General features: G+C 67.2%; 14 protein-coding genes. 12 read left to right on the forward strand and 2 right to left on the reverse strand.

Annotated elements, in window-relative coordinates:
- Window positions 1-107 precede the first annotated feature (107 nt).
- The gene (gene dnaN / locus FRZ32_RS06700; protein ID WP_147042784.1) at window positions 108-1,220 is read left to right on the forward strand and encodes a DNA polymerase III subunit beta; all 1,113 of its coding nucleotides are present in this window, start codon (window positions 108-110) and stop codon (window positions 1,218-1,220) included.
- 98 nt (window positions 1,221-1,318) lie between these two features.
- A complete protein-coding gene (gene rpoZ, locus FRZ32_RS06705; RefSeq protein WP_147042785.1) occupies window positions 1,319-1,663 on the forward strand; it encodes a DNA-directed RNA polymerase subunit omega in 345 nt (114 codons plus the stop codon).
- Between the two features lie 60 nt (window positions 1,664-1,723).
- On the opposite strand, the gene FRZ32_RS06710 is transcribed toward rpoZ, so the two are convergent.
- The gene (locus FRZ32_RS06710; RefSeq protein WP_243445213.1) at window positions 1,724-2,191 is read right to left on the reverse strand and encodes a winged helix-turn-helix transcriptional regulator; all 468 of its coding nucleotides are present in this window, start codon (window positions 2,189-2,191) and stop codon (window positions 1,724-1,726) included.
- 116 nt (window positions 2,192-2,307) lie between these two features.
- Here FRZ32_RS06710 and FRZ32_RS06715 point away from each other — a divergent pair, with 116 nt between their 5' ends.
- The 5 genes from FRZ32_RS06715 to FRZ32_RS06735 all read left to right on the forward strand — a co-directional run bounded on the left by FRZ32_RS06715 (window position 2,308) and on the right by FRZ32_RS06735 (window position 7,882).
- The gene (locus FRZ32_RS06715) at window positions 2,308-2,604 is read left to right on the forward strand and encodes a CC_3452 family protein (protein ID WP_147042786.1); all 297 of its coding nucleotides are present in this window, start codon (window positions 2,308-2,310) and stop codon (window positions 2,602-2,604) included.
- A 78-nt stretch (window positions 2,605-2,682) separates the two neighbouring features.
- Window positions 2,683-4,773, forward strand: coding sequence for a RelA/SpoT family protein (locus tag FRZ32_RS06720; RefSeq protein ID WP_147042787.1), 2,091 nt, complete (start codon window positions 2,683-2,685; stop codon window positions 4,771-4,773).
- A 9-nt stretch (window positions 4,774-4,782) separates the two neighbouring features.
- Window positions 4,783-5,877 carry a non-hydrolyzing UDP-N-acetylglucosamine 2-epimerase gene (gene wecB, locus FRZ32_RS06725; RefSeq protein ID WP_147042788.1) on the forward strand — a complete coding sequence of 365 codons (1,095 nt, stop codon included), beginning with the start codon at window positions 4,783-4,785 and terminating at the stop codon, window positions 5,875-5,877.
- Window positions 5,878-5,986: 109 nt separating this feature from the next.
- Window positions 5,987-6,784 (forward strand): tryptophan 2,3-dioxygenase, encoded by a 798-nt coding sequence (locus FRZ32_RS06730; RefSeq protein WP_243445214.1) that lies wholly within the window; start codon window positions 5,987-5,989, stop codon window positions 6,782-6,784.
- Window positions 6,785-6,823: 39 nt separating this feature from the next.
- On the forward strand, window positions 6,824-7,882 hold the full coding sequence (locus tag FRZ32_RS06735; RefSeq protein ID WP_147042789.1) for a mannose-1-phosphate guanylyltransferase/mannose-6-phosphate isomerase: 1,059 nt from the start codon (window positions 6,824-6,826) through the stop codon (window positions 7,880-7,882).
- On the opposite strand, the gene FRZ32_RS06740 is transcribed toward FRZ32_RS06735, so the two are convergent.
- On the reverse strand, window positions 7,875-8,717 hold the full coding sequence (locus FRZ32_RS06740) for a class I mannose-6-phosphate isomerase (protein ID WP_147042790.1): 843 nt from the start codon (window positions 8,715-8,717) through the stop codon (window positions 7,875-7,877). The genes FRZ32_RS06735 and FRZ32_RS06740 overlap by 8 nt on opposite strands.
- 187 nt (window positions 8,718-8,904) lie before the next feature.
- Between FRZ32_RS06740 and FRZ32_RS15220 the strand changes: the two genes are divergently transcribed.
- The 5 genes from FRZ32_RS15220 (at window position 8,905) to FRZ32_RS06760 (ending at window position 14,019) form a co-directional block, all read left to right on the forward strand.
- Window positions 8,905-9,057: a hypothetical protein gene (locus tag FRZ32_RS15220; RefSeq protein ID WP_158635849.1), complete on the forward strand. Its 153-nt coding sequence runs from the start codon at window positions 8,905-8,907 to the stop codon at window positions 9,055-9,057.
- 64 nt (window positions 9,058-9,121) lie between these two features.
- A complete protein-coding gene (locus tag FRZ32_RS06745) occupies window positions 9,122-9,529 on the forward strand; it encodes a hypothetical protein (protein WP_158635850.1) in 408 nt (135 codons plus the stop codon).
- Between the two features lie 15 nt (window positions 9,530-9,544).
- Window positions 9,545-11,011 carry an O-antigen ligase family protein gene (locus tag FRZ32_RS06750; RefSeq protein WP_147042792.1) on the forward strand — a complete coding sequence of 489 codons (1,467 nt, stop codon included), beginning with the start codon at window positions 9,545-9,547 and terminating at the stop codon, window positions 11,009-11,011.
- A gap of 61 nt (window positions 11,012-11,072) precedes the next feature.
- Window positions 11,073-11,783, forward strand: coding sequence for a polysaccharide biosynthesis/export family protein (locus FRZ32_RS06755; protein WP_243445215.1), 711 nt, complete (start codon window positions 11,073-11,075; stop codon window positions 11,781-11,783).
- A gap of 13 nt (window positions 11,784-11,796) precedes the next feature.
- A complete protein-coding gene (locus FRZ32_RS06760; RefSeq protein WP_147042793.1) occupies window positions 11,797-14,019 on the forward strand; it encodes a GumC family protein in 2,223 nt (740 codons plus the stop codon).
- Window positions 14,020-14,055: the final 36 nt, after the last annotated feature.

A 14,055-nucleotide genomic window follows, 5' to 3' on the forward strand; every position in this document is an offset into this window, starting at 1 on the left:
GGGCCGCGTGCTTCGGCCCATTTTCTTGTCGCCCCCCACTGGCGGGCGCGATCCGAGCCGCTATAACCGTTCGTCCAACCGGACATGCGGGAATACAGGGGTAGAAGATGAGAGCGACGATCGAGCGGGCGACCCTCCTCAAGGGTCTCGGCCACGTCCACTCCGTGGTCGAGCGCCGCAACACCATCCCGATCCTGTCGAACGTGCTCATCGAGGCGGACGAGGATGGCGGAATCCGGCTGATGGCGACCGATCTTGATCTCCAGATCAACGAGCGGGTGGAGGCCAATGTCGCCGATCCGGGCGCGACCACCGTCTCAGCCCACACGCTCTTCGATATCGTCCGCAAGCTCCCCGAGGGCAGCCAGGTCGAATTGATCGCCGCGGAGAACCGGATGCAGGTCAATGCCGGCCGCGCCCGTTTCACCCTCGCCACGCTTCCGCGCGACGATTTCCCGGTGATCGCGGAAGGCGAGCTGCCGACCCGTTTCGAATTGCCGGCCGCGACGCTCAAGCAGATCATCGACAAGACCCGCTTCGCGATCTCGACCGAAGAGACGCGCTATTATCTCAACGGCATCTACATTCACGTGTCCGACGAGGCGCAGCCGGTGCTGAAGGCGGCGGCGACGGACGGCCACCGGCTCGCGCGCGTGACGGTGCCGCGGCCCGATGGTGCACAGGGGATGCCCGGCGTCATCATCCCGCGCAAATGCGTCGGCGAACTGCGCAAGCTCCTCGACGAGGTCGACGGCACCGTCCAGGTGTCGCTGTCCGACACCAAGGTTCGCTTCGATCTCGGCAGCGCGGTGCTGACCTCCAAGCTGATCGACGGGACCTTCCCGGACTATAGCCGGGTGATCCCGACCGCGAACGACAAGCTGCTGAAGCTCGATCCGCGCGCGTTCGAGGAGGGGGTCGATCGCGTCTCGACCATCGCGAGCGAGCGCACCCGCGCCGTCAAGATGGCGCTCGACCGGGACAAGATCACGCTGTCGGTCACCTCGCCCGAAAACGGCACCGCGGCCGAGGAGATTTCCGGCGATTATGCCGCCGATTCGTTCGAAATCGGGTTCAACGCCCGTTACCTGCTCGACATCCTCAACCAGATCGAGGGCGACAGCGTGGAGGTCCATCTGGCCGATGCCGCGGCCCCGACGCTGCTTCGCGAGAACGACAAGGCGCCGGCGCTTTACGTGCTGATGCCGATGCGGGTCTAGAAAGGCGGGCGACCCGTCCTTACATTGACTCGCGAGAGGGGCGCTGCTAGTCGCGCGCCCTTTCCCGCAGGGCGAAGATTCAAAGCTGGAGCTGCCTCATGGCGCGCGTGACCGTCGAAGATTGCGTCGACAAGATTCCCAACCGTTTCGATCTGGTGCTGCTGTCGGCGCAGCGCGCCCGGCAGGTGTCGGGCGGCGCCGAGCTCACGATCGATCGCGACCGCGACAAGAATCCGGTCGTCGCGCTGCGCGAGATCGCCGAGCAGACGATCCGCCCGGCGGATCTCGAAGAGGCGCTGATCGGCGGCCTTCAGCGCGTTCAGATCGACGATGACGATGTGGCTGACGAGGTCGGCTCGCTGTCGGCATCGGCGGAAGCGCTGCGCCTCACCGCCGCCGCGCCCCAACGCAACACGAACAGCGGCGCCGACTACGACGGCTGATCGCCGTGGCGGGGGCAATCCTCCCGCTGCTCCAAAGGACCGGGAAGCGACCCGGCGGCCTTAGGCCGGCGGACGAAGTTCTGCGCGGTCGATCCATTCCATGTCGGCGCGCGACAGGACGCGTCCGTCTGCGGAGCGCACCGCGATCGGCGCGATCGGCTGGCGATTGGCGCGGTCGACGAGCACCGGATTGCTCGGCCGCCCGGACACCCAGCGCTCGCCCCACTGGCGCAGCGACAGGAGGACGGGAAGCAGGTCCAGTCCCTTTTCGGTCAGCCGATAGGAGACTTTGCGCCGGTCCGTCGGATCCGGCACCCGCTCCAATATGCCGTTTTCCACCAGGCGAACCAGGCGGTTCGACAGGATGTTGCGGGCGATCCCCAGGGTCGACTGGAATTCCTCGAAATGATGCAGGCCGTTGAAGGCCCCGCGCAGGATCAGGAACGACCAGCGCTCTCCCACCGCCTCAAGGGCGGCGGCGATCGAGCAGTGCCGCAGCAGCTCCCGATGATGTTCGACGTCGAGCACGTTGATCCGATCCTACGCTGATTTCGGTCATGTTCATAGGCGAAGGGCAATAAGGTTGCAAATCGCAATCGACAGTGACATAGGTTGCGAATCGCAATTAATGAGGGGTCCATCCCATGATTCGCACCCTTTTCGCCGCTTCGCTGCTGACCGCCGCTGTCCCCGCTGGCGCTGCCCCTTATTATCGGGCCGAGCCGACCGCGGCGCCGGCGCGCTCCGTCGTTGTCACGCGCGACAATGTGTGGCGTTGCGGGGCCGAAGGCTGCGCGGCGGAGCGCGCGTCGAGCCGGCCGGCGATCGCCTGCGCGGCGCTGGTCCGCGAGATCGGTCAGCTGGCCAGTTTCAGCGCCCAGGATCGCGCCTTCGGGGCCGAGGAGCTGGCCGCCTGCAACCGTCGGGCACGGGCCGACTGAGCACACCGCCGGGCAAATACGCGGCCGACCGCGTGATTCCGGTTGCATCGGAGGCGGGTGTCACCACATCCTTGACCTGTGCTCAGGCAGTATGAACTGGTCGAGAAGGTCAAGGGCTATGACCCGGACGCCGACGAGGCGTTGATCAACCGCGCCTATGTCTTCTCGATGAAGGCGCACGGGTCGCAGACCCGCGCATCGGGCGATCCCTATTTCAGCCATCCGATCGAGGTGGCCGGCATCCTCACCGATCTTCGGCTCGACGACGAGACGATCGCCACCGCGATCCTCCACGACACGATCGAGGATACGGTGGCGACGCCCGAGGAGATCCAGAAGCATTTCGGGCCGAATGTCGCCCGCCTGGTCGACGGCGTCACCAAATTGTCCAAGATCGAGGCGCAGAGCGAGAGCCAGCGCGCCGCCGAGAATCTGCGCAAGTTCCTGCTCGCCATGTCCGACGACATCCGGGTGCTGCTGGTGAAGCTCGCGGACCGGCTGCACAACATGCGCACGCTCCATTTCATCAAGAACGAGGAGAAGCGTCGGCGGATCGCGCGCGAGACGATGGATATCTATGCGCCGCTCGCCGAGCGGATCGGCATGTACGAGTTCATGACCGAGATGCAGACGCTGGCGTTTCGCGAGATCGAGCCGGCCGCCTATGAATCGATCACGCGCCGGCTTGCCCAGCTCAACAAGGAAGGCGGCGGCGATCTCATCCAGCGCATCGGTCGCGGCCTCAAGGCGCATCTCGAGGCCAATGGCGTCGAAGCCGAGGTCACCGGGCGCGAGAAGCACCCCTATTCGATCTGGCGCAAGATGGCCGAGCGCCATGTGAGCTTCGAGCAATTGTCCGACGTCATGGCGTTTCGCTGCATCGTCGGATCGGTCGAGGACTGTTACCGGACGCTCGGCCTCATCCATCAGCGCTGGCCGATGGTGCCGGGCCGGTTCAAGGACTTCATCTCGACGCCGAAGCGCAACGGCTATCGCTCGCTCCACACCACCGTCATCCATGACGAGCAGATGCGGATCGAGGTCCAGATCCGCACCCACGAGATGCATGCCCAGGCCGAAAACGGCTTTGCCGCCCACTGGGCCTACAAGGAGGGCGCGAGCGAGGTTTCGACCGATCATCCCTGGATCAGCGATCTGGTCGAGATTCTCGAACATGCGGCGAGCGCGGAAGAGCTGCTCGAACATACCCGGATGGCGATGTACCAGGACCGGATCTTCGCCTTCACGCCCAAGGGCGAGCTGATCCAGCTTCCCAAGGGTGCGACGCCGGTCGATTTCGCCTATGCGGTCCACACCGACCTCGGCGACCAGACGGTCGGCGCGAAGATCAACGGCCGGGTGATGCCGCTCAGGACCCCGCTCAACAATGGCGACCAGGTCGAGATCCTCGTCTCCAAGGCGCAGCATCCGCAGCCGGCGTGGCTCGGCTATGTCGTCACCGGAAAGGCGCGCGCGAAGATCAGGCGCTGGGTGAAATCGAAGGAGCGCGAGGAGACCGTTGCGCTCGGCCGCAAGATTTTCGACGAGATCGTCGCGCGCCTGCCCGAGGCGCCCGGTTGGGAGGCGATCGCGGAGGCGCTGCGGCGGCTGAACCTCGCTGATGACGAGGCGCTGTTCGAGGCGATTGCGCTCAAGCGGGTCGACGACCTCCAGGTGATGGAGGCGCTCAATCCCGGATCGACCACCGGCACCGGCGCCAAGCCGCCGCCGCAACGCACCGCGATCTCGATCAAGGGCCTGACGCCCGGCGTCGCCTTCCAGCTCGCCGAATGCTGCCACCCGATCCCGGGGGACCGGATCGTGGGCCTGAGGCGCGAGGGCGAGGGGATCGAGGTGCACACGATCGGTTGCGACGCGCTGGCGAGCGGGATCGACGCCGACTGGGTCGATCTCGCCTGGGGCGACGAGACCGACGGCGGGAACGCCCGCCTGGCCATCGTCATCAAGAACCAGCCGGGCGCGCTCGCCGCGATCGCCGGCGTGCTCGGCAGCCATGGCGCCAATATCGTCTCAATGGACCAGACGGCACGCGACGGAAGCTTCCATACCTTCCAGTTCGATATCGAGGTGCACGATCTTCAGCATCTCATGCGGATCCTTGCCGCGCTTCGCGCCAGCGACGTTGTCTCGACCGCCGAGAGGCTCTAGCGCGCGCGGATGATCCAGCGCGTTCACCTGATCGCCGCGGCGCGGCCCAATTTCATGAAAGTCGCGCCGCTCTGGCATGCGCTTGCCGGATCGAAGGATTTTGCGCCGGTGCTGATCCATACCGGCCAGCATTACGATCCCAACCTGTCCGACCGCATCTTCGCGGATCTGCGATTGCCGGAGCCGGACCATCATCTCGGTGTCGGCTCAGGCAGCCATGCCGAGCAGACCGGCCGGACGATGATCGCCTATGAAGCCGTGCTCGCCGAGGATCGGCCCGACTGGCTGATCGTCGTCGGCGACGTCAATGCGACGGTCGCCGCGGCGCTGGTCGGCGCGAAGGCGGGCGTGCGCGTCGTCCATCTCGAAGCCGGCCTGCGGAGCCGCGACCGGCGGATGCCGGAGGAGATCAACCGCCTCGCGACCGACGCGATCGCCGATGTGCTCTGGACGCCCTCGCCGGATGCCGATGCCAATCTCGTGGCTGAAGGTGTCGATCCTCAACGGATCTCGCGCGTCGGCAACATCATGATCGACAGCCTCGAAATGGCGAGGGGTGAGATCGAACGTGCCGATGTGCCGGGCGAGCTCGGCCTCGCGCCCGGCTATGTCGCCGTGACCCTCCATCGGCCATCCAATGTCGATGACCCCGAACAGCTGCGGCGGCTGGTCGAGGCGCTGGAGGAGGTGCGGGCGTTCCGGCCGGTTATCTTCCCTGTCCATCCGCGCACCGCCGCGCGGCTGGAGGCAGCGGGCCTTCGTGCCCGGCTGGAATCGTCCGGCGTCCGGCTGACCGAGCCGCTCCCCTATATCCGCTTCATGAGCCTCGTCACGGCCGCGGCCGCGCTCGTCACCGACAGCGGCGGCGTGCAGGAAGAGACGACCTATCTCGGCGTGCCTTGCCTCACCCTGCGCGAGAACACAGAGCGACCGATCACCGTGACCGAGGGCACGAATCGCCTGGTCGACGTCGAGACCTTGCTGCCCGCGCTGCACGGCGCGCTCGCCGATCCGCCGGCCGGACGCCGGCCCGATCTGTGGGATGGGCAAACCGCGGCACGCTGCCTCGAGGACCTTCGTCGCCGTGGCGCCCGCGCCAGCTAGGCGGGGACGACCTCGAAAATCCACAGCCGAGCTTGACGATCCACGGAGAGCGGGCCGCCGCGCGAAACGGCCTTTGGATGCACCGCCACCCATGCTACCAGCCGGCGCGATGGGTGCGCCCGACGACATGACCTATGGCGGCTATCTCGCGCTGGACCGCCTTCTTGCCGCCCAGCATCCGGTGTCTGATCACCATGACGAACTGCTGTTCGTCATCATCCATCAGACCAAGGAATTGTGGCTCAAGCAGATCCTGCACGAGCTTGATCTCGCATCGGCGCTGGTTCGCGGCGACAAGCTGATCGAGGTCCACAAGATCCTTTCGCGCGTGTCGCGAATCCAGGCGGTGATGACCCTCTCGTGGGACGTCCTCGCGACCCTGACCCCGACCGATTACCTGACCTTCCGCCATGTGCTCGGCGGTTCGAGCGGGTTTCAGTCCGCGCAGTTCCGAGCCTTCGAATTCCGCCTCGGCCTCAAGGAGGCCGGACACCTTCGCTTCCAGGAGGAAGGATCGAAGGGGCGTGCGTTGCTGGCGGCGGCGCTGGAGAGCCCGAGCCTGTGGGACGAGACCAATGCCGCGCTGGCCCGCGCCGGCTTCGCCATCCCCGGCGCTGCGCTGGCCCGCGACTGGAGCCAGCCCTACCGCCCCTTCGACGAGGTCGAGGCGGCGTGGGCGACGATCTATCGCGATGCCGAGCAATATTGGCCGCTCTATCAGCTCGCCGAGAAGCTGATGGACGTGGACGATGCGCTCGCGTCTTGGCGCCACAAGCATGTGGTCACCGTCGAACGGGTGATCGGGTTCAAGCGCGGCACCGGCGGCACGCCCGGGGTACCCTATCTCCAGTCGACCCTCTCCAAGCGTGCATTCCCCGAGCTGTGGAGCGTGCGCACGCGGCTTTAGCGGGTTTCACGCGCGCCGCCTGCGCGGCTAAGTGGGCTGATGAGCGAAGCACGAATTACCCCGGTCATCCTGTGCGGCGGCTCCGGCACCCGGCTCTGGCCGCTGTCGCGAGCCGCCCGGCCAAAGCAGATGCTTGCGCTCGCAGGCCCGGATTCGCTCCTCCGCCAAACAGTCGCGCGCGTCGGCGATCCGCAGGTCTTCGCCGCCCCGGTCGCGGTCGGCGCGGCCGCCCAGGCCGATGCGATCGCGCGCGAAGTCGAGCAGCTCGGCGCGCTGATCCTGGAGCCGGCGCAACGCAACACCGCGCCCGCGATCGCGCTCGCGGCGCTCAATGCGGCGGGGGATGACGTGCTCCTGGTGCTGCCGAGCGATCACCTCATCGCCGACGCGGAGGGCTTTCGCGAGGCCGTCCGCCGCGCGCTGCCCTTCGCGCGCGAGGGATGGATCGTGACCTTCGGCATGGCGCCGGACCGGCCGGAGACCGGCTATGGCTATATCCGGCGCGGCGCGGCAATCGGCGAAGGCGTCTTCGCGGCCGAACGATTCGTCGAGAAGCCCGATGCCGAAACGGCCGTGCGCTACCTTGCCGATGGCGGCTATGACTGGAATGGCGGCATCTTCCTGCTGCGGGCCGACGTGGCGATCGAGGGGCTGCGGACGCACGCGCCCGAAATCCTCGCCGCGGCGAGGGAGGCGTTCGATCGCGCCGCGCGCGATGGGGTGCGGATCGTGCCGGAAGCCGCCGCCTTTCGCGCCGCCCCCTCGCAATCGATCGACTATGCCTTGATGGAGAAGGCCGGGAAGGTCGCGGTGATGCCGGTCTCGATCGGCTGGTCCGACATCGGCAGCTGGGACGCCCTGCACGATCGACTCCCCCATGATGAGGGCGGTAACGCGATTGCCGGCGATGTCGTCGCGCTCGACGTGCGCGGCTGCCTGATCCGCTCGGACGGGCCGGTGATCGCCGCGATCGGCGTGAACGATCTCGTCATCGTCGCCACCGCGGACGCGGTGCTCGTCGTGCCGCGCGATCAGGCGCAGCGGGTCAAGGAGATTGTCGACGCGCTGGGCAAGGACGGCCGCGGATCGCTTATTTGAAGCTGCAAATATCGCCGCGCACGGCGCTCCCCGGATAGGCGGCGAGCAGGTCCATGCCGGCGCCCGCCATCAGTTCGGCGCCGCCCTCGACGCGCCGGACCGATCCGGGTGCGAGTTGGTCGCCGTCGAGCGCGCCGCTCCCTGCGATCGGGATCAGGAGCAATTCACCGGTCTCGTCCGCGAGCCGCGCTTGGTTCGCGAACGTCCAGCGCTCGACAACGAATGCCCCGGCGACGATGGCCCGACGCCCCGGCGCGATCTCGACCGGATCGAAGGCGAACCGATACGGCCCGGCATGGGCGACCGCCACCGCATCGTCGAGATGAAGTTCGCGCGGGCGGCCATAATCGTAGAGCCGATAGGTGAGGTCGAGATTCTGCTGGATCTCGACCAGCGAAATGCCGCCGCCGATCGCGTGAATGGTGCCGCCGGGAGAATAGATGAGCTCGCCGGCCCGGATCGGCCGCCAGTCGATCAGCCGCTCGATCGAGCCGTCAAGCGCGGCGGCACGCAGCGCCTCGCCAGTGACGGCATGGGTGAGACCAAGGCCGATCACCGCGCCCGGATCGGCCTCGAGGATGAACCAGGCCTCGTCCTTGCCGCGCGGCAGGCCGCGGGCATGCGCGTCCGCGTCGTTCGGGTGGACCTGGATCGACAGACGCTCGGCGGTGAAGATGTGCTTGACCAGCAGCGCGTCGTCGCGTCCCGGACGATCGACATGCCACAATTCGCCGATCGGATCCGCGCCTGCGGGCGGCGGGCCCGCCCAGTCGGGAAGATCGCGCCGGCCCCAGACCCGCGCGACGGGCCGAACCTCAAGAGCGATGCCGGTCATTCTTCCCGCGCCTCCGTCGTCGCCTGTCGCGCGGGCAATAGGCGAGGCGGCCGCGACCTGCCAGCCCGTCGCAGCCGCAATCGGCGGCCGCGCGGCTTGAACCCGTGGGTCGTGCCCGTGTTATAGGGCCCGCGACGCGCACCGGAGGCCGGCAATTCTGATCAACTCCCCAGGCTATTTCATGGTGATGCGCGCGCTCGTCCTGGTCTGGGCGGCGGTGGTGATCGCGCTGGCATCGATCGGAATCGCGCGGCGGCGGAAGGGTCTCGTCCTCGTCGCGCTGCTTATTCTCGCGCTCGGATTGCTTATTCCGAGGCTTGTGCTCAGCCTGCTCGATTGACGCCGATCGATTCTCTTGAGTTCGGGCACGTCCATCGTGTTATGACCGCGCGATGTCGGCGGCCATGGCGATTCTCGCGATCAGCGCGCTCTACCTGCTCTTGTTCGCGCCGGCCGCCGCTGCTCTGTTGCGACCGAAGGCGATTGTTGCCATCCGGGCCATATACGCGATCTTCTTCCTTGCGCTCGCCGTCCGTTATTTCGGCCTGCCCGGGCTTGGCGAGCCGGTCGTGCTGGCCAAGGCGCCGGCCGTGCCGATCGAGGCGCAGCAGCAGGATCCCTGCGTCGCGGCCATCGCCCAGGCCGAGGCGAGAGGGCTCGTGACCGATCGCTCGAACCCGTCGCTGGTGCAGGTGGATAGCGTGAAGTGGCGCCGCCTGCCGCCGGAAGCGCGTGCGGCGTTGAACAGCTGCCTCGATCAGGCGCGCTCCCCGAGGGCGCGCGCCTTCCCGATCCAGATCGTCGAAGATTAGGACGCCGCCCGCCCGATGACCGCCAGCCGGACCCAATCCCATGGCAGGAGCCGCCGCCGGCATCATCCGCGCGCTCTGCCGCCCCTGGTCGAGCGCTATCCGCTGCTGCCGTTCGCGGTCCTTGTCGCCTTCTTCGCCTTGTGCGTGCTCGGTGGCGGCGCGTCGCGACCCGATGTGCTCTCGCTTCTCTATCTGCGTCCCGCGGCGGTTGCCGCGCTCGCCGCCTTCCTGCTGCTGAAGCCGGTGCGCCCGGGAGAGCTCAAGCCGCTGTTCGCGCTGTTCGCCGCGCTTGTGCTCATCATCGCGATCCAGCTCGTTCCGCTGCCGCCGGATCTGTTCCTTGGCCTGCCCGGCCGCGCGCGCTTCGGCGAGGCGGCGGCCGCGCTCGGCCAGGCCCAGCCGTGGCGGCCGCTCAGCCTCACGCCCGATCTCACCATCAACAGCCTGGTCGCCTGCCTTCCGCCGCTCGCCGCCCTGATCGGCTTCACCGCGCTTCGCGACGAACAGCGCGCCTCCCTGCTCCCGGTGCTGATCGGGGCCTCCGTGCTGTGCTCGCTGCTCGGCGCGGCGCAGATCGCCGGCGGCGCGCACAGCGGCGCCTATCTCTACGCGATCACCCATAGCGGGGTCGCGGTCGGGTTCTTCGCCAACCGCAACCACGAAGCGGCGCTCCTCGCGGCGACCTATCCGATGCTCCGCGTGTGGACGATGATGCCGTCCAAAAGCCCGGAATATCGTCGCGCCCGCGGTTTCATCGCCGTCGGCATCGGCCTGTTCCTGATCCCGATGGTGCTGATCACCGGATCGCGCGCCGGCATGGCGCTGACCCTGCTCGGCATCGCGGCGGCCTATTTCATCGCGCCCTGGTCCCGCCTCGGCCAATTCTGGAACACGGCAAAGGGGCGTCTGATCTGGGCCGGCATGTGGGTTCTGCCCTTTGTCGTGGCGGCCCTCGTGGCGATCCTCGGCCGGGCCTGGTCGTTCCAGCGGGTCGGGCTTCTTGTCGACGACAGCGAGACGGAGCTTCGCATCCGCAACTTTCCGCTGATGCTTGATATCGTGCGCGATTACATGCCCTTCGGCACGGGCTTCGGCTCCTTCGATCCGGTCTTCCGCATGTATGAGCCGGATCCGTGGCTGTCGGTCGAATATTTCAACCATGCCCATAACGAGCTGGTCGAAATGGCGCTGACCGGCGGCATTCCGGCGCTGCTGCTGATCGCCGCCTTCCTGATCTGGTTCGCGCGCGCGGCGCTGCGGACGATCAGGCCCTATCGCCATCCATCGCCGAAGACGCTGCTCGGGCGGCTCGGCGCGGTGATGATTCTCCAGTTCCTGCTTGCGAGCATCGTCGATTACCCGCTACGGACCCCGCTCCTTGGCGTGATCTTCGTTTTCGCCGCCGGCTGGCTTGCCGCAGGATCGGTTCGTCGCAGGGGGAGCGAGGATGCCGAACATCCCGGGCCCGCCACTTTACCGTGATGGACCGATGCACTAAGCGCCACCGCCGGACGCCCCGGCGTGTATATGAGGGTGATGCGTGATGAAGTTTGGGATGTTCCTGGCGGCCGGAGCGGCTCTCCTGGCAACGGGATGCGCACCTTCGCGGTTCGTCGGGCGCGCCGATCTGAACTACGTCCATCAAGCGCCGCTGCCCCCGCCGACGCGGGAGGACCTGACGGCCGCGACCCGTGTCCACCTGATCGGGCCGTTCGACAAGATTTCCGTCGAAGTGTTCGGCATCCAGGAGCTGAGCCGCACCGTCGAGGTCGATGCCCAGGGGCAGATTCAGCTGCCGCTGATCGGCGTCGTCGCCGCCTCGGGCCGCACGCCGCCGGAACTCGCCTCCTTCGTGCAGCAGCAGCTCGGCTCGCGCTATGTCCGCAATCCCCAGGTCAGCGTCAACGTCGTCGAGACCCAGAGCCTGCGGATCACCGTCGACGGCGAGGTGACGCAGCCTGGCGTCTATCCCTTCCTCGGCCGCGTGACGCTGATGAGCGCGCTCGCCCAGGCCCATGGGGTCACCGAATATGCCCGGCAGAAGCATGTCGTCGTCTTTCGCCAGGTCAACGGCCAGGACATGGCGGCGCTCTACGATCTACGGGCGATCCGGCGCGGCATCTACGCCGATCCGGAAATCTATCCCAACGACATCGTCGTCGTCGGCGAAAACCAGGCGCGCCGAATTTTCCAGGACGTCCTTCGCAGCTCCAACCTCCTGACCACGCCGATCGTCGCGGCAATCCGGCGCTGAGGGCAGATTTCGCATGAACGACATGGAATTCCGCCACGGAACGCCGCTCCTCGCCGGAGCCGAAGGGGACCAGGTTTCTCTGGCGGGCCTCGACGACGGCGCGCCGCCGCTGATCACGCAGATCATGACCGTCGCCCGGCGGCGCAAGTGGTTCATCATCGGCGCGATCGTCGGGATGCTGCTCGCCGGCCTCGCCGTCACGCTTCTGATGACGCCGAAATATACCGCCTCGGCGATGGTCGAGATCCGCCGCGAGGGCAATGATTTCACCAATATCGAAGGTGCCGAGCCGCAGGCGACGACGTCGGTCGACCAGGAATTCTACCAGACCCAATACGGCCTGCTCCAGTCGCGCGCCCTTGCCGAGCGGGTCGCGACCGAGCTGCAGCTGTTCGACAATGCCGCCTTTTTCGACGAATTCAACGCGCCGGGCACGTCGGGCTGGTTCGAGGATGGCCGTCCGGTCCAGTCCGCCTCCACGCGCGAGCAGCGGATCCGCAAGGCCGGCGAGGTGCTGCTCGACAATTTCGACATCGCGCCGGAGCGGCTGTCGCGGCTCGTCACGCTCGAATTCACCGGCCCGGACGCGGTGCTCTCGAAGCGGATCGTCGATTCCTGGGCGGCCAATTTCATCCGGATCACGCTGGAGCGACGGTTCGAGGCGACCTCATACGCGCGCACCTTCCTTGAGCAGCGCCTCGCCCAGCTGCGCGGGCGCATCGATGAATCCGAGCGCCAGCTCGTCGGCTATGCGGCGCAGCAGAACATCATCAACCTGCCCACCGGCACCGCGCCACAGACGCCCGGCGCGACGGCGCCGGAGCGTTCGCTGGTCGAAGACGATCTGGGAACGATCAACCAGGCGCTGGCCCAGGCGACCGTCGCCCGGATGCAGGCCGAAAGCCGGCTTCACGCATCGAACGGCGCGGTCGACGAGGCGCTGAACAACGTGGCGATCAACGGCCTGCGCCAGCAACGCGCGCTCGCCAACGCCCAATATGCCCAGATGATGGTGCAGTTCGAACCCAATTATCCGCCCGCCGTCGCGCTGCGCACGCAGATCCAGCAGCTTGATCAGGCGATCGCGGCGGAGGAGGGGCGCGTCCAGCAGACGCTCCGGCAGACCTATGACGCCGCCGTCGCGCGCGAGCAGGGCCTGCGCCGGATGGTCGAGCAGCTCCAGGGCGGCGTGCTCGACCTTCGCCGCCGCAGCATCCAGTACAATATCTACCAGCGCGACGTCGACACGAGCCGGCAGCTCTACGACGCGCTGCTTCAGCGCTACAAGGAGATCGGCGTCGCCGGCGGGGTCGGGGTGAACAACATCTCGATCGTCGATCAGGCTGAGGTCCCGGAAAAGCCGTCCAGCCCGCGGCTCCTGCTCAACATGGCGATCGCGCTGCTCGCGGGCCTCATGGTCGGAATCGGCGGCGCCTTCGCGCTCGAGCAGATCGACCAGGGCATCGCCGATCCTTCCGATGTCGAGCGCGAGCTCAAGGTGCCGTTGCTCGGATCGGTTCCGAAGATCGAGGACAGCGATCCGCTGGAGACGCTCGACGACAGCAAGTCCATGGCATCCGAGGCCTATCTGTCGCTGATGACGACCCTGTCCTTCGCGACCGATCACGGCATTCCGCGCAGCCTTGCCGTGACCAGCTCGGGGCCGGCGGAGGGCAAATCGATCACCAGCTATGCGCTGGCCCGATCGGTCGCGCGATCGCGCCGTCGCATCCTCCTGATCGACGCCGACATGCGCTCGCCATCGATGCATCATGCCTTCGGCGTCGCGAACGGGGCGGGCCTCAGCAATTTCCTGGCCGGCGACGACGATCTGGCGAAGATGGTGCATGCGACGGCCTATCCGGGCCTGTCGCTGATGACCGCGGGCCCGCAGCCGCCGAGCGCGCCCGAGCTGCTTTCGGGCGAGCGTCTGCCGCAGCTGATTGAGCGGCTTCGGGAGCAGTTCGATCAGATCATCTTCGATGCGCCGCCGGTCATGGGCCTCGCCGATGCGCTCATGCTGGGCAGCGCGGTCGAGGGAATGGTCTTCGTCGTCGAGGCGCACCGCACCCATCGCGGAACCGCCTCCTTCGCGCTGAGCCGCCTGCGTTCGGCGAACGCGCAGATCGTTGGCGCGGTGCTCACCAAGTTCGACACCAAGCGCGCCCATTACGGCTACGGATACGATTACGGCTACGGCTATGGTTACGGCGAGGTCGCCAAGGATCAGGCCTGATCCATCCCATGCCGCTGGCGCGGTCCGTTCCTTGAG

The organism is Sphingosinicella ginsenosidimutans (genome assembly GCF_007995055.1).
Classification (GTDB): domain Bacteria; phylum Pseudomonadota; class Alphaproteobacteria; order Sphingomonadales; family Sphingomonadaceae; genus Allosphingosinicella; species Allosphingosinicella ginsenosidimutans.